Origin of the sequence: Mesorhizobium sp. M1342, assembly GCF_040317955.1 — a bacterium.
Taxonomy (GTDB): Bacteria; Pseudomonadota; Alphaproteobacteria; order Rhizobiales; family Rhizobiaceae; genus Mesorhizobium.
This window is the reverse complement of the sequence record NZ_JAMYLI010000001.1, coordinates 220,684-241,588: the sequence shown is the minus strand read 5'-3', so window position 1 is coordinate 241,588 and position 20,905 is coordinate 220,684. Positions and strand designations below refer to the sequence as shown.

Sequence of the window (20,905 nt, the reverse complement as noted above, 5' to 3'; positions counted from 1 at the left end):
TGCTGGTGAAGCTGACGCGGCCGCGAGATTACTGATCCGCGTTGTTGCCCTTGGTGAGGATATCATCGGCCAGCGAGATGGCGGTGCGGCGGTCGGCCTCGCCGGCGGTGGCAAATGCCTCTTCCTGCATGCCGCGGATCCAGGGCTGGTCAGCCGGCGAAGCGCGTTCGAGCGCTGCCGTCATCATCGCCAGGCCACGAACGATCTTGCCGCTCTGGAACAACAAATGGCCCAGTGTCGCCTGTGCGCCGGCATGGCCTTTCTCGGCGGCGAGTTGGAACCAGCGCCCGGCCTGCTTGACGCTGGCCTTCACGCCGCCCTCGCCCTTCAGGAACATCTGCCCCATTTCGAACTGCGCGTTCGGATTGCGGTAGTTGGCGGCGGCGCGCATGTAATATTCCTGGGCCGCCACCTCGTTCTCGGCGACCGGGCTGCCGGGAATGCCCGTGCGCAAATAGTCGCCAAGCGCCACCAGCGCGTCGGAGACATAGCTTTCCTCAGGCGAGCCGGGCTCGACGTCCTGATCGACGATCTCGGAGAAGAACTTGAACGCCTCGTAGTCGTCACGCGCCACGCCGTCGCCCTCGGCATACATGCGGGCAAGCTTCCAGGTGGCGCCGATCTGGCCGTTTTCGGCGGCGTATTTGTAGGCCTCGGCAGCCTGTTCCTTGTGGCCGTTCTTGTAGGCGGAGAAGCCGAACTGGAAGACCGCCCATGGGCTGGATTGCGGCTTCACCCCGGTCTTGTCGTCGAACACCTTGTCGTCGAAGGCCATGGCCTGGCCCACGGCGCCAAAGGTCGCGCCAAAAGTGGCGATCACGACCAGTGCCGAAAAGACAGACGACCTCAACAACTCTGGTGTTGACTTCAACAACTCAGATGTCCGCATAACAGTGTGTTTCTTTCGCACCGCCTGGATGGGTCACCGCGCCATCGCGCGCCGGCCCTACCGTCTGTGCATATTTCCATATCGCGCCCGACTGATAATCGGTCGCGCGCGCCTTCCATGTCTTTGCCCTCGCCGCCAGTTCGCTATCGGACAACGCCACGTCGATCGTGCCGTTCACAGCGTCGATCGAGATCACGTCACCATCCCTGAGCAGTCCGATCGGGCCGCCTACGGCTGCTTCGGGGCCGACATGGCCGATGCAGAAACCGCGCGTCGCGCCCGAGAAGCGCCCGTCGGTGATCAGCGCCACCTTGCCGCCCATGCCCTGGCCGTAAAGTGCTGCCGTCGTCGACAGCATCTCGCGCATGCCGGGGCCGCCGCGCGGCCCCTCGTAGCGGATGACGAGAACTTCGCCTTCCCTGTAGTTGCGCTGCGTCACCGCCTCGAAACATTCCTCTTCCGAATCGAAGCAGCGTGCCGGGCCGGAGAACTTCAACTCCGCCATGCCCGCGACCTTCACGATCGCGCCTTCGGGGGCAAGGTTTCCCTTCAAGCCCACGACACCGCCGGTTTGGGTAATGGGTGTGTTGGCCGGGCGGACCACGTCCTGATGCTCATTCCAGACAACGTGCTGCATGTTTTCGGCCAAAGTGCGGCCAGTCACGGTCATGCAGTCGCCATGCAGATAGCCGTGGTCGAGCAGCGTCTTCATCAGCAGCGGAATGCCGCCGGCCTCGAACATGTCCTTGGCGACATATTTGCCGCCCGGCTTGAGGTCGGCGATGTAAGGCGTCTTCTCGAAGATCTTGGCCACGTCGAACAGGTCGAACTTGATGCCGGCCTCGTGGGCGATCGCCGGCAGATGCAGTGCCGCGTTGGTCGAACCGCCGGTGGCCGAGACCACGGTCGCCGCATTCTCCAGCGCCTTCAGCGTGACGATGTCGCGCGGCCGGATGTTTTTCGCGATCAGTTCCATGATCTTTTCGCCGGAGGCGAAATTGAACCGGTCGCGCATTTCATAGGGAGCCGGCGCGCCGCAGGAATAGGGCAGCGCCAGGCCGATCGCCTCGGCGACGGTGGCCATGGTGTTGGCGGTGAACTGGGCGCCGCAGGAACCGGCCGAGGGACACGCGACCTGCTCGATCTCAAGCAGTTCGTCGTCGCTGATCGTGCCGACCGAGTGCTGGCCGACCGCCTCGAAAACATCCTGCACGGTGATCTGGCGGCCGCGATAGCTGCCGGGCAGGATCGAACCGCCATAGATGAAGATCGACGGCACGTTGAGCCGCACCATGGCCATCATCATGCCGGGCAGCGACTTGTCGCAGCCGGCCAGCCCGACCAGCGCGTCGTAGCAATGGCCGCGCATGGTGAGTTCGACCGAATCGGCGATGACCTCGCGCGACACCAGCGATGACTTCATGCCCTGGTGACCCATGGCGATGCCGTCGGTGACGGTGATGGTGCAGAATTCGCGCGGCGTGCCGCTGGCCGCAGCGACGCCCTTCTTGACCACCTGCGCCTGGCGCATCAGCGAGATGTTGCAGGGCGCCGCCTCGTTCCAGCAGGAGGCGACCCCGACCAGCGGCTGCGCAATCTCGGCCGCCGACAAACCCATCGCATAGAGATAGGAACGATGCGGCGCACGCGCCGGACCGACGGTCACATGGCGGCTGGGGAGCTTAGCCTTGGAGATGACTTTGGCGTCCATACTCTTCCTTGCCCCATCTTCCCTGCAAATGGGGCGGAGCGGCCTGCCCCCTCGCCGAGCCTTTTGGCGCGTGTCCCGAGACAAGATCGAGGTGCGCCGGGTTTATGGCGGGAAATGGGCAATTTCCTCAGCCCGGCTTCCAGCGCAGGGGTTGTTCAGAAAGTGTTGCCAAAACGTCACAATCGCACGGGGCGAAAGAGGTGCGGCTAATATGCAACGCAGCTTGGATACGGGGCGCACGGGCGATGCCGGCTCAAACGAAAAAGGCCGAGCAACGCCCGGCCTTTTGCTTAGAATTTTCAGTTGCTTAGAACTTGATCTTGATACCGCCGGAAATTGCCGTGACCAGATCGTTGCCGAAGTCATAGCTGTCATCGGTGCCCGCGATATAGCCGTTCTCGCCAGCCAACTCCCCTGAATGGCCGCTGGTCAGCACACCGACCGCACCTGCCAGACGAACCTCGATATTCGGCCTGGGCGTATAGGCAACGCCACCACCCAGCGTCCAGGTATCGGTCTGTGCACCATAGCCATGCGACGTGCCACGATCCCAGGAAAGCTGCCCAGCGGCACTCCACTGATCATTGAACTTGTGACCGATACCGCCCGTGACAGTCCAGCCATCACGATACATCAGGTCGAGTGAAGTTAGTTGGCCCAGACCATTCGTGACGCAGAATGAGGAGGGTGTACCCTGGGCACAGATCGGAACGCTTTGCAGGACGCTCCAATTGACCCACTTGATCGAACCGAAAGCGAGCCAGCCAGGTGCGATGCCCGACTGCAGTTTCAATTCGAGCGAATCCGGCATTGACTCCGTCGCACCATAAATCGGTACAGAGACGACGCCGCCGATGTTCAGAGTACCAGAGATATTGTCGAGCTTCACTTGCGAATTGTAGACAAGGCTGGCGCGCAGCGCGATATCTGGAATTTCATAAGCGACGCCCGCACGCCAGCCCCAGCCATCGGCCTCCAGATCGACACGACCGACCATCGTGCCGAAGCCAATATCTGTGTAGTTCTCCTTGAAGCCATAGATCTTCTGGTAGAAAACACCGCCTATGAACCGAAGCTGGCCTTTGCCGGCGTCCATCTTGTAGGAGCAGGTAGCCGCGTAGTTGTCGCTCTTGATGTCGGTTTCGATATTCGAAAACGCGCCGTTCCACGCATTTCCCGGCGCGGTATGTGCACCCCAGGGCTGCGAATAATCGACCATGCAATCCACGCCTTGCACGACCTGGACCTTGGCTCCAATGCGTGGAACCCAATAGCCCTCGGCTCCGTCGGCCGAGGTGCCCAAACCGAGATCGGCTCCGCCCGGGCCGCGCGCATTCTTGTACTTGCGGTCCGGCATCACATAGGTCGCTTCCGCTTCGGTCGCGAACGGAGCCGGATCAAACAACAGGTCGATATCGTAGCCAGCACGCTCCAGGCCGCCGGCATGTGCCGGGTTCATCGCCGTCCCGATCAAAGCCAGCGAAAAGCAGCCCGCCCCAAGCAGCGCTTTCAGTCGCAGAATAGTCATGAAATGTCCTCCCCGAATTCGAGTGCATCAAGCTAGAACCAATTCGGGTTAACGGTGCAACAACGAATTCAAGAGCGTACATGTACACATTCGCCAGGCGCATTTTCGAGGAAATGCAACCGGATGCGGCAAGGCCGAAAACGGTCCGTGATGGCGGATCTGCTTCCAAAAAACAGAGGAAACCCATCCAAAAAGGTTCGAAAACAGCGTTTTTTGCGGTCCGGGAGCCCCATTGTTACATTATGGCAACAATGGGGCTAAAACTTCCGTTTACGTCAAAATTAACGCAACGGCATGCTGATTTTCGAGGCGGAAAACCAGCAGTTTAGAGAGGGCTAAAGTCTCGCGAATCTATCCTTAGCCGGCGTCGCGAACCCTGGCCAACGCGACTGACAGCTTGCCCTGCGCATCGCGGTATTCGGCGAGCTTTTCACGCTCGGCATCGACGATCTCGGCCGGCGCGCTGGCGACGAACCTTTCGTTCGACAGTTTCTTGTGCAGGCGCGCGATCTCCTCGGTCACCTTGGCCAGTTCCTTCTGCAGCCGTGCCGCCTCGGCGGCGAGGTCGATCAGGCTGCCAAGCGGCAGGCAGACCGTCGCCTCATTGAGCACGATCTGCGCCGAGCCCTTGGGCGCGACATCGGCAAGCGAGATGTCGCCGACCCGCGCCAGCCGCTTGATCGCCGAATCCTCGCGAACGAGGCGCTCGCGTGTCACATTATTGGCGCCGACCACGACGAGCGGTGCAATGGCTGCCGGCGGCACGTTCATCTCCGAACGCACGGAGCGAATGCCGGAGACGAGTTCGACCAGCCAATTGATGTCCGCTGCGGCCTCGGCGTCTTCGAAATCCGGTGACGGCCATGCCGCATGACACAGCAGCGAGAGGCGTTGCTTGCCTTCGCCAGCGGTCTGCGCCCACAGTTCCTCGGTCATGAACGGCATCATCGGGTGCAGCAGCTTGTAGATCTCGTCGAGTACGAAGGCGACGCAGGCGCGGCTTTCGGCCTTGGCCGCCTCGTCGGCGCCCATGAACACCGGCTTCAGCAATTCCAGATACCAGTCGCAGAACAGGTTCCAGACGAAGCGGTAGGCGGCACCCGCCGCCTCGTTGAAGCGGTATGAGGTGATGCCGTCCGTGATTTCGCGCGCCGCGCGCGTCAGTTCGGTCAGGATCCAGCGGTTGACCGCCAGCTTCGCGTCATTCAGCCAGAACTCGTCATTGCGCGCGACCTCGTTCATTTCGGCGAAGCGCGTGGCGTTCCACAGCTTGGTGCCGAAATTGCGATAGCCGGCGATGCGCGCCGGGTCGAGCTTCACGTCGCGGCCTTGCGCCGCCATCACCGTCAGGGTGAAGCGCAGCGCATCGGCCCCGTATTCGTCGATCAGGTCGAGGGGGTCGACGACGTTGCCTTTCGACTTCGACATCTTCTGCCCGTTCTTGTCGCGCACCAACGCGTGCATGTAGACGGTGTGGAACGGCTCCTCGTCCATGAAGTGCAGGCCCATCATCATCATACGGGCAACCCAGAAGAAGATGAGGTCGAAGCCGGTCACCAGCACGTCGGTCTGGTAGTAGGTCTTCAGCTCCGGCGTCTCATCAGGCCATCCCAATGTCGAGAACGGCCACAGCGCCGACGAAAACCAGGTGTCGAGTACATCCTCGTCGCGGGTCAGGATCTCGCCCGGCTGGAAATTCTCCAACTTGTCCTCGACCCAGCCCTTCCAGGGTCCTTCCAGAGCCAGGTAGTATTCGATCGCGGCGCCGAGCGCCTCTTCCTCGGTCTTCTCGACGAAGACGCGCCCATCCGGCCCGTACCATGCCGGGATCTGATGACCCCACCACAGTTGGCGTGAGATGCACCAGGGTTCGATATTTTCCATCCACTGGAAATAAGTCTTTTCCCAATTCCCGGGTATGATCTTGGTGCGCCCCTCGCGCACCGAAGCGATCGCTGGCTTGGCCAGTTCCGCCGCATTGGCATACCATTGCTCGGTCAGGAACGGCTCGATCGGCACGCCCCCGCGATCGCCATGCGGGACGGCGTGGCGATGCGGCTCGACCTTTTCGAGGAAGCCGCCCTCTTCCATCAGCTCGACGATCTTCTTGCGCGCGACGAAGCGGTCGAGGCCGTCGAGTTCGTCCCAGACAATTTGGCGCTCCGGCGTCACCTCGAGGCCGGCAAGGAAATCCTCATTATCCCTGAGACTTACCGCCGCCTCCGTGGTCAGGATGCTGATCGCCGGCAGCTTGTGGCGCTTGCCGACCTCGAAGTCATTGAAATCGTGCGCGGGCGTGATCTTGACCGCGCCCGAACCCTTTTCCGGATCGGAGTACTCGTCCGCCACCACAGGAATCCTGCGACCGACGATCGGCAGGACGATGTTCTTGCCGACCAGATGCCGGAAGCGCTCGTCGTCAGGGTGCACGGCGACGGCCGTATCGCCCAGCATCGTCTCCGGGCGCGTCGTCGCCACGGTGATGAAGGTTGTTGGGTTTTCCGGGTCGAAGACCTGGCCCTCTACGGGGTAGCGGAAGTGCCAGAGATTGCCGTTGACCTCCTGCTGCTCGACCTCGAGATCGGAGATCGCGGTGAGCAGCTTGGGATCCCAGTTCACAAGGCGCTTATCCTTGTAGATCAGCCCTTCCTTGTAGAGCGTGACGAACACTTCGAGCACGGCCTTGGACAGGCCTTCGTCCATGGTGAAGCGTTCGCGTGACCAATCGGCCGAGGCGCCGAGCCGCTTTAACTGGTTGAAGATCGCGCCGCCGGATTCGGCCTTCCACTCCCACACTTTCTCGATGAACTGCTCGCGGGTCAGGTCGCGGCGATGGATCTGCTTTTCCATCAGCTGCCGCTCGACCACCATCTGCGTGGCGATACCGGCATGGTCCATGCCCGGCTGCCACAGGACATTCTTGCCGCGCATGCGCTCGAAGCGCACCAGTATATCCTGCAGCGTGTTGTTGAGCGCGTGTCCCATATGCAGCGAGCCGGTGACGTTCGGCGGCGGGATGACGATGGTGAAGGCTTCCGCCCCCTCCTCGGCCCCGGCACCGGCGCGAAACGCGTCGGCCTCTTCCCAGACTTTGGCGATCTTCGGCTCGACGGTTTTGGCGTCGTAGGTCTTTTCAAGCATGGGAAAATGGTCCGCGCTGTCGGGAGTTTTGCTGGTCCGCTGTAAATCGGAAGGCTTTGACCAAGTCAACCGCAAGGGCTGTCTCGGACCCTCACAACCAGATAGGCGCGGCCTTGGTCATTTCAACGGAAAGCGATCCGTCGTCCTGCCAACAAGCTGACCTCACCAAAGGAAACGGCGCCACGAGGGCGCCGCTTCCTTTGGTGATCGGCATGGGGAACTACTGCGCCCCGCGCGCCACGCGCTCGATCTCCTCGCGCACCAGCCTTTCGACCAGTGTCGGCAGATTGTTGTCGAGCCAATCCTGCAGCATCGGCCGCAGCATCTCTTCGGCCATTTCGTCGAATGTCTTCTTGCTGCGGCTGGCAAACGCGTCGGAAAGCTCGCCAAAGGCAGCCGCGACCTGCCGGCCGGTGTGCTCGGAAACGATCGCCGGACGCGGCGCGTCGCTGGCCGCCACCGGTCGCACCACGCTTGCATCCGGACGAGACGGCTCGACGGCTGCTTTCGCGGTCGGTTCGTCACTTGGAGTCTCCACGGACGGCTGGGCAGCGGTCTTGGGGGCTTCGCTCCGGTCCGACACCGCCCTCGCCTGCTCACCGACCGCGGCGATCTCGCGACGCCAATCGGCGATGGAAGCGTCGGCGACAGGACGCGATCCCGGCGCTTCAACCGTGATTGGCTCGGCGGCGACGCGGGCGCTGACCTCGGCAAGTGTCATCGATGGCTTTGCCGGGCCGGGATCGGGGCGCACCGGCGTTTCCATGCGTGCGGCCACCGGCTCGGCCGCCGGCAACTGTGCCTGGACTTCCGCCAGCGTGACCGGCTTCCTGCCGTCGGGGGCGGCATGCAGGTCGGCACGGAATGCTTCCACGTCGGGGGCTGCATAGGCGCTCGACGCGCGCTCCAGATCCTGGCTCAACTCATCGGCGTCGCCCGGCTGCTTGCGGCCGCCGTCGCTGTCCTCGATGATCCGCCTGATGGAAGCCAGTATCTCTTCCATGGAAGGTTCGCGCTGTGCGCTGCTTGCCGTTGCCATCGTCACATCCGCCGCCCTTGTGACCCCTGTTGGGTTTTCCGATCCGGCAGAGCCGGATCGAATCATGGCGACAGCGTAACCGACGGATCGCCGCACGAGAATCCCCAATCTGGGGACTTGTGGGATTTCAACAGATTAGCGCGATCTGAACCCGAGAGCGCAGTACGAAAGATCCTGCTCAAACGAGGAGCACGGCCAGTCCTGGCCGAACGCTTCAGCGGCCGTCCGGCGTGCGCAGGCCGTACCACTTGTCCTTGACCGCGTTGTAATGCTCTTCAGGCTTGTATTTCGCTACCTGCAAGCCAAGGCGGTCGACGGACAGACGGCCGGTCGCCTGCAGGATGGCGTAGCTCGCCACCACCACATCATGTTCGTAACCGGCCTGGTTGATCTGGGCGGTGATGACCGTCGCCTGCGCGTTGAGGACGTCGAGCGTGGTGCGCTGGCCGACATTGCGCTCTTCGATGACACCGTTCAGTGCCAGCTTCGCGGCCTCGATCACCTGCCTGTTGGCCGTCAGCTGCTGCTGCGCGGCGGTGTACTCGGTCCAGGCGGCGGTGACGGCCTGGCGCACCTGGTCGCGGCTGACGTCGACCTGGATGCGGGCCTGGCTGAGCGATTCCTTGTCCTGGCGCACGATCGCCGAGGTGCGGCCACCCGAATAGATCGGGATGGTCAGCGTTGCCCCGACACTGGCCGAATTGGTCGTGCCATCCTGCGAACCGACGCCCGGCAAAGGCGAGGTATTGCGATAGGCGCTCGAAACGCCGGCGGAAGCCGACAGCTGCGGCAACAGCGCGCCTTCGGCCGACTTCACCGAAAACGCGGCCGCGTCGACCAGATGCTGCGTGGCAAGGATGGCCGGATGCTCGTTCGAGGCCACCCCGACGGCGGCGGCGAGGCTCGACGGCAACAGCTTTGCCACCGGCGAAGCGCCCTTGAGCTTGCCCGGCTCGTCGCCGACGATCTGGCGGTAGATCGCCGCACTTGCCAGCGCCTGCGCCCGGGCGGCACTCAGCGATGCCACGGCGGCGGCCCGCGAAGCATCGGCCTGGGCGACATCGGTGCGCGTGCCTTCGCCAACTTCGAAACGCGAACGCGCCGCGCGCGCCGTTTCGGTCAGGAACTGAAGGTTCTGCTCAGTCAGCACGGCGACCTGCCGGTCGCGAATCACGTTCATATAGGCTTGGGCCGCGCTGAACAGGATACCCTCTTCGGTGTTGCGCAGGCTTTCGACGGAAGCGCGGACCTGCGCTTCGGCGGCAGCGACATTGTTCCTGGTCTGAAAGCCATCGAACAGCATCTGGTTTATCTGGACGCCAAAATTTCCGGTGGTCAGCCTCACGCTTGAATTGGTGCCATTGAGATGGCTGCTCGAATAATCAATATCCGCCGAGCCGGTGACAATCGGGCGGTAGCCCGACTTGGCGATGGCGACACCCTCGTCGGTGACACGAACGCCGGCGCGGGATGCATTCAGCGAAGAATTGTACTGATAGGCCTTTGCAAGCGCGCCGGAGATGCTTTCGGCTGAAGCCGCCAGTGGGGACAGCATGGTCGCCGAAACGAGGACGGCGGTGAAAAGTGACTTGCGTAAAGACGGCACGGTTAAACCCTCATTCGTTTTCCATGGGAACCGCGCCGCGCCTGCTTCTCTCATAGATCAGCCGGCGCCGCGTGTTCGATGTTCCCTGCTGCTCACCCCAAAGTGCCCCCAGTCTGGGATCCGCAGCGATCGTTCAAATGCAAGCGACCATGACACAGCCTCTCCTGCAAGGCCAAATCATTCAGAATTCGAAAGCACGAATGCGTTCAAACCCCGGTAGTGGCTTAATTGCCGCATTAAATGCACGTCTTCCGGTTACAACCCCCCCGGCCTTGAAAAAGAGACGGGCCACGCCGGAATTGCCCTGCCCTTCGACGGCGACAAGGCGGCCGCCTTCGGCGAGTTGGTCCAGCAGCGCCACCGGCACTTCCGCGACGCTGCCACCGACGAAGATGACGTTATAAGGCGCCTTAGCGGCATGCCCCTGCGGCAACGCGCCCTGGACGACGGTCACATTGCCGCAGCCCAGCGACGAAAGCGTCGATCTGGCGGTTTCCGCCAGCGCCGAATCACTTTCGAGCGCCACCACGGACCTGGCCAGTCGCGACAGGATGGCCGAGGCGTAGCCGGTTCCGCAACCGACATCGAGCGCCGAATCGGTCGGGTTGATCTCCGCCAGCTGGATAAGCTTGGCCAACGGCGATGCTTCCATCAGGTAGCGCGCGCCGTCCGCGCCGGCGGCAATGCGGATGTCCTCGTCGATATAGGCCAGATCGCGCTGGGCGGCGCCGACAAACATCTCTCTTGGGACGACAAGCATTGCATCGAGCAGCGGCGCGCTGGTCACATCGGTGGTGCGGACCTGGCCGTCGACCATCTTGACGCGTAGTTCGGAGAAATCAGCGCTCATGTCCCAACCAATCCGCTTGCCGCGCCAGAACCGCGGTCCATTGTGTCAGGAACTTCAGGCCCCTGCGCTGCCGCGCGGGGGCCCGGGCATTGGAGGCCTCGCCCGGAATCGAACCGGGGTGCAAGGATTTGCAGTCCTCTGCGTAACCACTCCGCCACGAGGCCTCATTGCTCCCGGCGTTCCACCCGGTTCCAATAGGTTGTGGCGAAAATGACGTCAAGCGGCCACCGTGCATTCCGAACGGTTTCCTCGCGTCAGTCCGGACGGCACCCGGCAAATCGTCGGATCGGGCCTGACCGCTCCATTAGCGGACAATTAAGCATAGCCTGCCCGGAGAAGAAACTCATCGGCGGCCGTGCGTTGGACATGGCAGGAGGAAGAGCCATGCACCGGACAGTGGCAGCAAATACAAGTGCCTCGTCCGGCCTGTCCCTGCCACAATGCGGAGAGCCTCTGCATTACGCAATCGACCGTCTGTCCATCGAAGGTGCGGACAGCCTGTCGCCGCATGACAGGGCAAGGCTTGCCTCGGCCGCGGCGATTCTCAAGCAGATCCGTGAGGCGCTGGAAGAGCACGCCGCCCGCTGAACACCCGCCTTGCGCTATCGGCGGTCAATCGGGCCGGCGACGCCGTTCCCACCAGACGACAAAGCGACGCCGGTGACGGCGAACCATGGCGAATTCATAGGACAGCACCAGCAATCCGAGCGGAACCATCCAGAAGCCGAGGATCGGCAGGAAACCGAGGACGCCGCCAACGGTCAGCAGGATGCCGATCGTGATTCTGAGCCCGCGCGAGCGCGGCATTTTGAACTCGCGCCCGAAAACGGAGATTTTCCGCGCCGGCATCTGGTTGTCTTGTGCTGTCATCGTCTCGAAAGATTGACCCGTTTGATTGTTCGCAAGCATGCTTGAACCAAAGCAGCCGCCGCGCTTTCGGTTCCATATCCCCGCCAAGACGGCTAATATGAGGGCTTCCTTCGACGATTGCGAGAAACGCCTGCGCGAAAAAGCCTCGGAAAAATGTGAAAAGCTTCTTTGCAAAGCCGAAAAGGGCAGCTATAGGCTGCGCCACTCACATAAGAGCATCCGTTCCCCGGTAGCTCAGTGGTAGAGCAACCGGCTGTTAACCGGTTGGTCGCTGGTTCGAATCCGGCCCGGGGAGCCAATCTTTTCAAAGCCTTGAGACGGTCAGGTCGCCCATAGGGGCTGATCTATGGCATGTCTGCAAAATCGCGGTCAGCAGGTTGATTCTCAACTTGACCTGGCCCCGCTGTCCAGCGCCGTCGATGACGCCGCGGCATCGGGACGGTTCGCGGGAGCAGGCATAAGGCCTTGCTTCGATCTCGGCGATCTCATCTCTTGTCGCCGTTCGGGTTGGGTGCCGGTGCCTCTCGCACATCTCGCGGTGGCGGGTCGACATGCTTAAGCTCTGGCGGGACTTCTTTGTCCCGGCGTTGCACAGGTATCTTCTCCGGTGCGGGCTTCGATGGTGGCTCTTTGATCTTGCTCGGCATAATCGAGTTAACCGCCCTGCCGGTCTCTTGTTCCGTAGCGAGCAGAAAACCTGAATGCGTGGGGAACCGGGAACATCGAAGAGCGTTTTCTCGCATGCTGAAGAAGATCGCCCTCGCCGCCGTGCTGGTCCAGGTTGCCGCGTTTTCGGCTCTCATCACCCAGACGGTCCTCTTCGCGTCCACGGCCACACAGGCCGCCGACGCGAAGCCCGGCGACGCAGTCGCCGTCACCATTGAGAACGAACGGGACAAGGCGGCGCAACCTATTGTTGCCGGCCAATGTCCAACGCGGCTTGTGGCGAGCAAGGTCTTCACGAGGAACGTAATTACGGCGCAACAATAGCTCGCCATCGATGCCGGCCATCCGTCGATCCCCCCAATTTAAGTCAGGGCAATGTGCTTGAAAGCACAATGATTCCTGTTACTTGCGACGTAGGGCGAGTGCGTTTGGGTTGGGCAAGAATTAGTATGATTTCATCGAATATGGAATGCCCGCGCTGTCATGGCAGCGGCAGGGTTTTCGACTGCTCCAAGTGGTATGCGTCAAACGGGCACTGCTGCCCGCAGGGAACCCATCGGGGTGGCTGCCCTGGAAAGACGGGCGCCTGCGCGGAATGCGACGGCCTGGGGACGATGGCGGAGCCTCCGCTGAGAGCCGTGGCGTAATCTGCGAGAGCCGCGCATGCCGCTGATGACGGCGCGGAGGCGCCCGAACGAGCATATTTTACTCTGTTGGTGTTTCTACGGGTGGTGCGGCCAGAACCGTGATGTCCATCCTGGCGATCTTGGATGCCGCGCGGCCTTGCGCGCCAGCATCCATATCGCCGCCTGCGGCAACCATGATTTTGGCCAGATGTCCCACGGCGTCCGCGCTGCGGCCCGGCGAAAATCCTTCCCCGGTTTGCGGCTTCCCCACTGCCGTTTGTTTTTCCGGGACATGCGGATGTTGACTTACGATAGCGGAAACCATTGAACCTCCTGTGGCGACGCTTCGAACATTATATTAGCGTTGACTGTTGCGAGGCTGACCTAGCCAGTCGCCAAAAACCGCACCAGGGAGTTCGAACAAAAGATCGAGCCGCCCCGCTACAAGGTGAACTGGTAGGGCAGCTCACCTTGCAGCGATGTGAAAACGACGATGCAGGCCCAGCCGTCCTGGTAGCGCCGCCCCTTTTATCAAGGCTAAGCGGTAATCCCACCGCGACCTGACCTTGTGTCCATCCAAGGGAACTGAGCAAGCGGGTCCTGCAGGATCTTGACGGATCTTGCGAAGCCGGCGACGGCATCGCGCGCCACCGTCAGCGGAACCTGGCCGTCGTAAGCACGCTGGCAGGCTCGAAAGGCCGTTTCGAAAATCGGACCCCGCCTTTCCCTTGGCCACTCGTCAAAGAAGTCAAAGGCGTCGTCGAGGCACCCTATTTCTTGAATGAACTCGCCATTCTTGACCAGGACCGGTTGGTCGAACGTCCTGTCACTCATGTAATCCTCCATTCGGCACGGTGGGTTGTTGCTGGTTCGGGTCATCATGCGATTGCATGCTCCGGCTCGGCCAACATGCCGCCACCTCCACGCCCAGGCGGTACCGTTGCAATGGCCGGGATTGGCGGCGGATCATCGTCGTCATCTCGCCAGGGGTGCCGCATCCAACCGAGGCGGCTCTTCCTGCGGCGCCGGTCGAAAGACGGGCTGACGGTGCCCGGCATCTTTGAAATACGCGGTTCCCGCCCGGATTCGTCCAGGAGGTGGAGGGCGCGAAGTATGTCGCTGACTTCCACGATGGCGCCGTTGTCCAATTGCCGCAACGCGGGATTGTCAGGAACCGCATGAACGTCGGAAGCCCAGAAAGCGAGCAAAGCCCGCTTTGCGCCGATTGTCATCGTCTCCTCGTTCAGGACGTCATCTGGCGTCCGCAACTCAGCGGATTCCGCGGCAAGATTTTTCGGTTCGGGTTGGTAAAAACTGTAAGCTTCGGTTCTCATCTCCATTCTCCGCGAGCTGTGCCTCCCGGCCGAACCGGGAGGCGGACCGTAGATCTAGGTTCCAGGGAATCAGGCGACCTCGCGCTGAGGCTCCGCATCGGAATCGATCAACTGCTTCTTGCCGGGTTGCTCGAGCGAAACCGCCTTGGCTTCGGACCCTATCTCAATGCGCCGAGGCTTGAGTTCCTTGGGCACTTCGCGGATCAGGTCCACCGACAGCAAGCCATTCTCGAGGTTGGCCGCCTTGACCTTTACGTGATCGGCAAGTTTGAACACCTGCTTGAAGTTGCTCGTCGCCAAGCCGCGATGAAGGACCTCCCGATTTTCCTGGTCGGGTTTCCTTTGGCCGATGACAGACAATTCGGGGCCGTTCTGTATGAGTTCGACTTCATCGAGAGCGAAGCCGGCGATAGCCATCGTAATGCGATAGTCGTTCTCGCCAATCTTCTCGATATTGTAGGGAGGCCAGTCGGAGCGCCCGCTTTTCTCGAGCATATCGAAGAGACGGTCGAAGCCGACCGTTGTGCGGTAAAGAGGGGTATAATCAAAGCTTCTCATAGCCATATCCTCCGTGAAGCAACATGGGTTACGAGGCTGTCGCAGCGCCGCTGCGACGCCAATATGTCGAGCCGAAGCCTCGACGGAAAACGATCTGGTAATCGTGTTTTTTTCCGTCAAGAGGGGCGTAAAAAATTTTCTGGCCGGCAGGCAGATCCAGCGAGCCATGCTCTTCGGCGGGGAATTCCGCCACACCGTACGAGGTCCGCTGAAGCGGGTGCCCAAGGCGCTGCCTTGCGTGCTGGCGGTCACTGCGCGATGTTGGCGGCGGGGTGGAGCGAATCATGCGAAAAATTTTGATGTCCGGACTGCTGCTCGCGGTGGCCTTTTCCGCGAACCCGGCCCACGCGCTGGACAGCAGCGGCACGCCTGTCGTCGTGACCCCTCTTGCGTCGCGCACGACGACCGCGTCCGGCCAGCCGATCACGCTGCCGCAGAAGAACGTGCAGGTGCTGGTCTCGAGCTACGACATCGCGTCGGGCGCGACCTTGCCGGTCCACAGGCACCCCTTTCCGCGCTACGCCTATGTCCAGGCCGGCACGCTGAAGGTCACCAATGTCGAGACCGGCATCAGCAACACCTACAAGGCTGGCGATTTCATCATCGAAATGATCGGCCAGTGGCATCAGGCCACCAATATCGGTGATGTCGAGGTGAAGCTTCTGGTGATCGATCAGGTCGAGCAAGGCGCCAAGAATACGGAATTGCGCCAATAACCGCGAAGTCTGTGCCCGAAGGCGGAAGGCTGTTCGCGCTTTCGCAGCAGCCGGCCCGGTGCTAGGGCTGGCCGGGAAATCATGGACTGGATCGCCCCTTGACCAAAGCTCTCCGCCTGCCGCTGATCGAAATCTGTGTCGAAGGCATTGACGGCCTGCTCGCGGCGCAAGCCGCTGGCGCCGACCGGGTCGAATTATGCGCCAGCCTCATCGAAGGCGGCATCACGCCGAGCCTCGGCACGGTCCGCGCCGCCATCGAGCAGGCAAGCGTGCCGTTTCACGTCATGGTGCGGCCGCGCGGCGGCGATTTTCTCTACAGTGAGACCGAATACGCCTCGATGCTGGCCGATGTCTCGGCACTGCGCGAACTCGGCGTGCCCGGCGTGGTGTTTGGCTGCCTGAACGCCGATGGCACCATGGATGAGGCGCGCATGAGCGAACTGACACAAGCCGCTGGCCCCTTGAACGTCACCTGCCATCGCGCCTTCGACATGACGCGCGATCCGGCCGAGGCGCTCGAATCGCTGATCCGCAGCAAGGTCGGCCGCGTGCTGACCAGCGGCCAGCGTGACACTGCCGTCGAAGGCTTGCCGCTGTTGGCGGATCTGGTGCGGCAGGCCGGCGACCGCATCGTCATCCTCGGCTGCGGCGGCCTGGATTTGCACAACATTGCCGAAGTGCGCAGCAAAACCGGCCTGTCCGAAATGCATTTTGCCGCCCTCAAGGATGTGCCGAGTGCCATGGACTACCGCAATCCCCATGTCGGCATGGGTGGTTCCGATCTCGATCGCGAGTATCGCAACACGCTGACCGACACACCGCTGGTGGCGGCAACGATTGCGGCAGCCAAGGCATGACCTCTACCCCTGCCCCGATAGCCCGTGTATCGGCCGCAGACGAAGCGGCGATCCTGGCGCTCAACAACGAGCATGCCGCCGAACTGTCGTGGCTGGAGGCTGAGCGGCTGTCTTTCCTGCTTGGCGAAGCGTTTTACACCAGGCGCATCGGCGATCTCGAAGCCTTCATCATGACCTTCGACCAGGACGCCCGCTACGACAGCCCGAATTTCCTGTGGTTCCGCGAGCGCTATAAGCGCTTCGTCTATGTCGACCGCGTCGTCGTGGCGGCGCATGCGCGCGGCCGCGGCCATGCCCGCCGGCTCTATCAGGATCTGTTCGGCCATGTTGAGCGCGCCGGCTACAATCTGGTCACCTGCGAAGTCAACACCGCCCCGCCGAACCCTGCCTCGGATGCCTTTCACGCCGCCCTTGGCTTCACTGAGGCCGGCGACGCCGTCATCCATGGCGGCAAGAAAGCGGTCCGCTATTACATCAGACGAACCTCCGTCTGAGGCCAGGCGGATCGAACTGAAGACAGGGCTACTGGAACAAGGCTGTCGCACTCACCAGCGTCATCCAGAACCCCCAGACCAACGGGATGCCGACCAGCAGCCAGGCCAGCGTCAGTTTGATCGAATTGCCGTTGTCTTGCGCCATGGTCGGTCTCCTCAGAGCATGATCCCGAAATTGGGCTCCGGTTTCGGAAAAGATCATGCTCAAACAATACGATAGAGCCCATCCCGATTCTATCGGGATGGAACTGGCTCTAAGCCACCGCTGGTTCGGTCTTCATGTGGAAGCGCGCATTGACCGGCCGCATCATCAGGTTGAGCAGGAGGCCGATGACCAGCAGGCCGGCCATGATGTACATGGTGACCGTGTAGGCGTCGGCCTTCGCCACGCCGCTGTCGATCTGGGACTGCCTGATATAATTCACCAGCACCGGGCCAAGCACGCCCGCCACCGACCACGCGGTCAGCAATCGGCCGTGGATGGCGCCGACGTAACGCACGCCGAAGACGTCGCGCAGGTAGGCGGGAATGGTGGCGAAGCCGCCGCCATACATGCTGAGGATGATCCCGTAGAACAGCACGAACAGGAAGACGCTGCCGGTCTGGCCGGTCCAAGGCACCGCCGCATAGAGGACGACGCCCAGCGCGAAGAAGATGGCATAGGTTGTCTTGCGGCCGATATAATCGCTGGTCGAGGCCCAGAAGAAGCGGCCGAGCATGTTGAAGATCGACAACAGGCCGACGAAACCGGCAGCAGCGGCCGGCGAGATGCGTCCCGGGAACATCTCCTGGCTCATGGCCGAGGCTTGCCCGAGCACGCCAATGCCTGCCGTGACGTTAAGGCACAGCACACCCCAAAGCAGCCAGAACTGCGGCGTCTTCAACGCATCATCGAGATGGACATTGGACGTCGTCACCATCGCATCCTGTGCCGCCGGCGGCGTCCATCCGGCGGGCCGCCAGCCCTCCGGCGGCACCCTGACGATAACAGCCCCAATCAGCATGAAGACGAAATAGACGATGCCCAGCACGAGGAAGGTTTCAGCGACGCCGATATGCTCAGGCGTCGAAAACAGCTTCATCAGATAAACCGACAGCGGCGAGGCGATGAAGGCGCCGCCGCCGAAGCCCATGATCGCCATGCCGGTTGCCATGCCCGGCCGGTCCGGAAACCAGGTGATCAGCGTCTTGACCGGCGAGATGTAGCCGAGGCCGAGACCGATGCCGCCCAGCACGCCGTAGCCGAGATAGATGATCCACAACTGGTGCAGATAGACGCCGAGCGCCGAGACAATGAAGCCGCCACCGAAACAGCAGGCAGAAGCGACCATGGCTTTGCGCGGCCCGACACGATCCAGCCAGCCGCCGCCGAACGCCGCCGCAATGCCCAGGAACAGGATCGCGATCGAGAAAATCCAGCCAAGGCCGGTCAGCTTCCAGTCGTCGGGCGCCGAGTCGGTGATGCCGATCAGCTTCGACATCGGCAGGTTGAAAACGCTGAACGCATAGGCCTGGCCGATGCAAAGGTGTATGCAGAGCGCCGCTGGCGGCACCATCCACCTGCTGAAGCCAGGCTCGGCGACGGTGCGTGAGCGGTCGAGCCAGCCGCCCGCCCTCTCCCCGGTCGTGTCCATTCCATCCTCCCAGATGCGTCTTCGAACCATCTTCTCAGATGTGTCCTGCGAACAAACTAGGCGGGTGAGCCGGTGAGGCAATAAGGAATGCCTGTCATAAGACCAATGTCTAATGAGACTGGCCTATATCGAAAGCAGGTCATTACTTTCCAAAAAAATTATATTAGAGATAATTAATTGATTGTCTGCTTATGAAGCGCGATCCACTCCACCTGCACTCGCGATCATCTGGCCGGGCACGACGGCATTCACCAGTTGCGGTTGAGCCATTCGCGCGCCGGGCGCTCGATGAGGTAGTAGCTGCAGAGCGCGCAGGCAAAAACGCCGGCCAGCATCGGGATCGGCGCGCTGCCTTGTTCATAGACGAATTTGTAGAACGGCTGCTGCCACAGATAGAGCGAGTACGACCACAGGCCCAGCGTCGCCATCGGCCAGGAGGACAGCAATCCGGAAAAATACCGTGGGCTGAAATCGAGTGCGTTGACGGCCAGCGCCAGCAGCGGCACCGCGAAGAGATAGTGGATCGGCGTCGGCACCTGATCCAGGAACAGGACAACGGCACAGAACGTTGCCACCAGGGCCACATGCTTGCCTCTCAAAAACGCAGGCAGCCTGCCATCGGCCTTGAGCAGGCAGATCGAAGCCGACAGCAGGATCGACGCGATGTGCACGTCGGTGCGCCAATACGTGGTTTCGTAGTCCATCCCGAAGACCCAGTACGAAACCGCGCCATTGGCCATGGCCAGCAAGGCCAGCGCCAGGAGCAGCACGACCACGCGAGAGCGACTTGAGACGATGACGCTGATCAGCGCCAGGATCATGTAGGCGTGCTCCTCGATGCAGAGCGACCAGATATGGTCGAGCGCCCCTGCCCGCGTCACGAGAATGCCGGCATAGTTGTAGGTGAATGTCAGCGCCGTCAGCGCCGCCTTCCATTTGAAGGCGATGAACGTGCCGGCCAGCGCGATCATCGCGACGACTACGAAGACCAGAAGAGCTGGATAGATGCGGGAGAAGCGGCGTTTGAAGAATTTTTTCAGCGGGTAGCGTTCGATGAACAGGATCTCGCCCATCAGCCGGCCGCTGAGCACGAAGAAGAATTCGACGCCCAGCACGCCAAGATTGATTCCCGGAACCGGAAAGAAATGGCCGATCAGCACCAGCGCGATCGAAAGCCCGCGCCAGCCGTCGAGATAGGCCAGTCTTGTTCTGGTTGATCTGTCGGCGGCGGATCGGGACGGAACGACATGCGTCGCGGAAATGTCGGTCATGCCGATCCTCTCGCAATAGGTATGCGAAGGGTACGACGGTACATTTCGAACCCAGCTCGCATTCCCGCCCAAATCCATATTGCAGTGCAATATGGATTTGTGCAAGTGCGAGATTGCCGCCGGTGCAGTTCCAGGTGAAGTGTCGGCGGAAGAAATTGCTCAGGCAAACGATTGGTGCGGGGGGCGATTCCATCAAAATTGGACAACTACAGGTCGTCCCAAAAAGGAAAAGGGGTCGCATGACCCCTTCTCCCGTGTTCACAACTGACCGTATCAGGCGTTGGCGGCAGCCACCGCGCGCTTGGCCATCACCGCGATCAGATTGGCGCGATAGTCGGCCGAGGCATGGATGTCGGTCATCAAATTCTTCGCCGGCACTTTTACCCCTTCGAGTGCCGAGGCCGCGAAGTTCCCGGCTAATGCTGCCTCGATCTCCTTCGAACGAAAAACGCCGTCGTCGCCGGCACCGGTGACGGCGACGCTGACGCCATCCTTGCCCTTGGCCACGAACACGCCGACGATGGCGTAGCGCGATGCCGGATTGCGGAATTTTTCATAGGCCGCCTTGGCCGGCGCGGTGAAGGTGACGGCGGTGACGATTTCGCCATCCTTCAACGACGTTTCGAACAGGCCTTTGAAGAATTTGTCGGCTGATATCTGGCGCTTGTTGGTGATGATGGTGGCGCCCAGCGCCAGCAGCGCCGCCGGATAATCGGCCGCCGGATCGTTGTTGGCGATCGAGCCGCCGATCGTCCCCTTGTGGCGCACCGCCGGATCACCGATCAGCGATGCCAGATGAGAAAGCGCCGGACAGACCTTCTTCAGCTTCTCGTCATTGGCAACAGCGTGATGCGTGGTGGCGGCGCCGATGGCGACGGTCTTGCCCGACACCGTGACGCCCTGCAGCTCCGTGATCCGCGACAGGTCGACAAGGTCGGACGGCGCGGCAAGCCGCGTCTTCATCGCCGGGATCAGCGTCATGCCGCCCGAAAGCAGCTTGGCGTCGCCGGTCTTGATCAGCTTGGCGGCATCGGCGACCGAGGCGGCGCGGTGATAGTTGACTGCGTACATTTGTCTTTCTCCCCTGGGTGAAAGAGCGAACAGGAGGTAGCGAA

The 20,905-nt window shown here is 61.7% G+C and carries 21 protein-coding genes and 2 tRNA genes; 6 read left to right on the top strand and 17 right to left on the bottom strand.

Going from position 1 to position 20,905, the window contains the following annotated elements:
* Nucleotides 1–28 precede the first annotated feature (28 nt).
* From NKH06_RS01155 to NKH06_RS01120, 8 genes are all read right to left on the bottom strand, one after another.
* Nucleotides 29–889, bottom strand: a complete 861-nt coding sequence (locus NKH06_RS01155) for a tetratricopeptide repeat protein (protein WP_031213511.1) — start codon at nucleotides 887–889, stop codon at nucleotides 29–31.
* Nucleotides 876–2,600, bottom strand: coding sequence for a dihydroxy-acid dehydratase (gene ilvD / locus NKH06_RS01150; protein WP_352439900.1), 1,725 nt, complete (start codon nucleotides 2,598–2,600; stop codon nucleotides 876–878). The genes NKH06_RS01155 and ilvD overlap by 14 nt, the downstream gene beginning before the upstream one ends.
* Before the next feature lie 307 nt (nucleotides 2,601–2,907).
* A complete protein-coding gene (locus NKH06_RS01145; protein WP_128304005.1) occupies nucleotides 2,908–4,128 on the bottom strand; it encodes an OmpP1/FadL family transporter in 1,221 nt (406 codons plus the stop codon).
* A 357-nt stretch (nucleotides 4,129–4,485) separates the two neighbouring features.
* Nucleotides 4,486–7,269, bottom strand: coding sequence for a valine--tRNA ligase (locus tag NKH06_RS01140; RefSeq protein ID WP_128304004.1), 2,784 nt, complete (start codon nucleotides 7,267–7,269; stop codon nucleotides 4,486–4,488).
* 220 nt (nucleotides 7,270–7,489) lie between these two features.
* Nucleotides 7,490–8,308, bottom strand: coding sequence for a PopZ family protein (locus NKH06_RS01135; protein ID WP_128304003.1), 819 nt, complete (start codon nucleotides 8,306–8,308; stop codon nucleotides 7,490–7,492).
* Between the two features lie 214 nt (nucleotides 8,309–8,522).
* Complete coding sequence (locus tag NKH06_RS01130; RefSeq protein WP_023812204.1) at nucleotides 8,523–9,914, bottom strand: TolC family outer membrane protein; 1,392 nt, start codon at nucleotides 9,912–9,914, stop codon at nucleotides 8,523–8,525.
* A gap of 181 nt (nucleotides 9,915–10,095) precedes the next feature.
* Complete coding sequence (locus NKH06_RS01125) at nucleotides 10,096–10,764, bottom strand: protein-L-isoaspartate O-methyltransferase family protein (protein ID WP_023812205.1); 669 nt, start codon at nucleotides 10,762–10,764, stop codon at nucleotides 10,096–10,098.
* 90 nt (nucleotides 10,765–10,854) lie between these two features.
* Nucleotides 10,855–10,928, bottom strand: a tRNA-Cys gene (locus NKH06_RS01120).
* Nucleotides 10,929–11,148: 220 nt separating this feature from the next.
* Here NKH06_RS01120 and NKH06_RS01115 point away from each other — a divergent pair.
* Nucleotides 11,149–11,352, top strand: coding sequence for a hypothetical protein (locus NKH06_RS01115; protein WP_128304002.1), 204 nt, complete (start codon nucleotides 11,149–11,151; stop codon nucleotides 11,350–11,352).
* 24 nt (nucleotides 11,353–11,376) lie between these two features.
* Here NKH06_RS01115 and NKH06_RS01110 read toward each other — a convergent pair whose 3' ends face one another.
* The gene (locus NKH06_RS01110; RefSeq protein ID WP_023812207.1) at nucleotides 11,377–11,634 is read right to left on the bottom strand and encodes a hypothetical protein; all 258 of its coding nucleotides are present in this window, start codon (nucleotides 11,632–11,634) and stop codon (nucleotides 11,377–11,379) included.
* Nucleotides 11,635–11,857: 223 nt separating this feature from the next.
* On the opposite strand from NKH06_RS01110, the gene NKH06_RS01105 reads away from it, so the two are divergent.
* Nucleotides 11,858–11,932: transfer RNA gene (locus NKH06_RS01105), tRNA-Asn, on the top strand.
* Nucleotides 11,933–12,375: 443 nt separating this feature from the next.
* The gene (locus NKH06_RS01100; RefSeq protein ID WP_023812208.1) at nucleotides 12,376–12,624 is read left to right on the top strand and encodes a hypothetical protein; all 249 of its coding nucleotides are present in this window, start codon (nucleotides 12,376–12,378) and stop codon (nucleotides 12,622–12,624) included.
* 381 nt (nucleotides 12,625–13,005) lie between these two features.
* On the opposite strand, the gene NKH06_RS01095 is transcribed toward NKH06_RS01100, so the two are convergent.
* The 4 genes from NKH06_RS01095 to NKH06_RS01080 all read right to left on the bottom strand — a co-directional run bounded on the left by NKH06_RS01095 (nucleotide 13,006) and on the right by NKH06_RS01080 (nucleotide 14,818).
* On the bottom strand, nucleotides 13,006–13,251 hold the full coding sequence (locus NKH06_RS01095) for a hypothetical protein (RefSeq protein WP_023812209.1): 246 nt from the start codon (nucleotides 13,249–13,251) through the stop codon (nucleotides 13,006–13,008).
* Between the two features lie 212 nt (nucleotides 13,252–13,463).
* The gene (locus NKH06_RS01090; RefSeq protein ID WP_023812210.1) at nucleotides 13,464–13,760 is read right to left on the bottom strand and encodes a DUF982 domain-containing protein; all 297 of its coding nucleotides are present in this window, start codon (nucleotides 13,758–13,760) and stop codon (nucleotides 13,464–13,466) included.
* A gap of 44 nt (nucleotides 13,761–13,804) precedes the next feature.
* On the bottom strand, nucleotides 13,805–14,260 hold the full coding sequence (locus tag NKH06_RS01085) for a hypothetical protein (RefSeq protein ID WP_023812211.1): 456 nt from the start codon (nucleotides 14,258–14,260) through the stop codon (nucleotides 13,805–13,807).
* 69 nt (nucleotides 14,261–14,329) lie between these two features.
* Nucleotides 14,330–14,818 (bottom strand): Hsp20 family protein, encoded by a 489-nt coding sequence (locus NKH06_RS01080; protein WP_023812212.1) that lies wholly within the window; start codon nucleotides 14,816–14,818, stop codon nucleotides 14,330–14,332.
* A gap of 284 nt (nucleotides 14,819–15,102) precedes the next feature.
* Between NKH06_RS01080 and NKH06_RS01075 the strand changes: the two genes are divergently transcribed.
* From NKH06_RS01075 to NKH06_RS01065, 3 genes are all read left to right on the top strand, one after another.
* A complete protein-coding gene (locus tag NKH06_RS01075; RefSeq protein WP_023812214.1) occupies nucleotides 15,103–15,534 on the top strand; it encodes a cupin domain-containing protein in 432 nt (143 codons plus the stop codon).
* A 98-nt stretch (nucleotides 15,535–15,632) separates the two neighbouring features.
* Nucleotides 15,633–16,391, top strand: coding sequence for a copper homeostasis protein CutC (locus NKH06_RS01070; RefSeq protein WP_023812215.1), 759 nt, complete (start codon nucleotides 15,633–15,635; stop codon nucleotides 16,389–16,391).
* Nucleotides 16,388–16,885, top strand: coding sequence for a GNAT family N-acetyltransferase (locus NKH06_RS01065; RefSeq protein ID WP_023812216.1), 498 nt, complete (start codon nucleotides 16,388–16,390; stop codon nucleotides 16,883–16,885). The genes NKH06_RS01070 and NKH06_RS01065 overlap by 4 nt, the downstream gene beginning before the upstream one ends.
* A gap of 28 nt (nucleotides 16,886–16,913) precedes the next feature.
* Here NKH06_RS01065 and NKH06_RS31990 read toward each other — a convergent pair whose 3' ends face one another.
* The 4 genes from NKH06_RS31990 to NKH06_RS01050 form a co-directional block, all read right to left on the bottom strand.
* Complete coding sequence (locus tag NKH06_RS31990; protein WP_128304000.1) at nucleotides 16,914–17,030, bottom strand: MFS transporter small subunit; 117 nt, start codon at nucleotides 17,028–17,030, stop codon at nucleotides 16,914–16,916.
* 109 nt (nucleotides 17,031–17,139) lie between these two features.
* Nucleotides 17,140–18,519, bottom strand: a complete 1,380-nt coding sequence (locus NKH06_RS01060; protein WP_352865259.1) for an L-lactate MFS transporter — start codon at nucleotides 18,517–18,519, stop codon at nucleotides 17,140–17,142.
* Between the two features lie 248 nt (nucleotides 18,520–18,767).
* Nucleotides 18,768–19,790 (bottom strand): acyltransferase family protein, encoded by a 1,023-nt coding sequence (locus NKH06_RS01055; RefSeq protein WP_352552390.1) that lies wholly within the window; start codon nucleotides 19,788–19,790, stop codon nucleotides 18,768–18,770.
* Nucleotides 19,791–20,063: 273 nt separating this feature from the next.
* Nucleotides 20,064–20,861 carry an FAD binding domain-containing protein gene (locus tag NKH06_RS01050; RefSeq protein ID WP_023812220.1) on the bottom strand — a complete coding sequence of 266 codons (798 nt, stop codon included), beginning with the start codon at nucleotides 20,859–20,861 and terminating at the stop codon, nucleotides 20,064–20,066.
* Nucleotides 20,862–20,905: the final 44 nt, after the last annotated feature.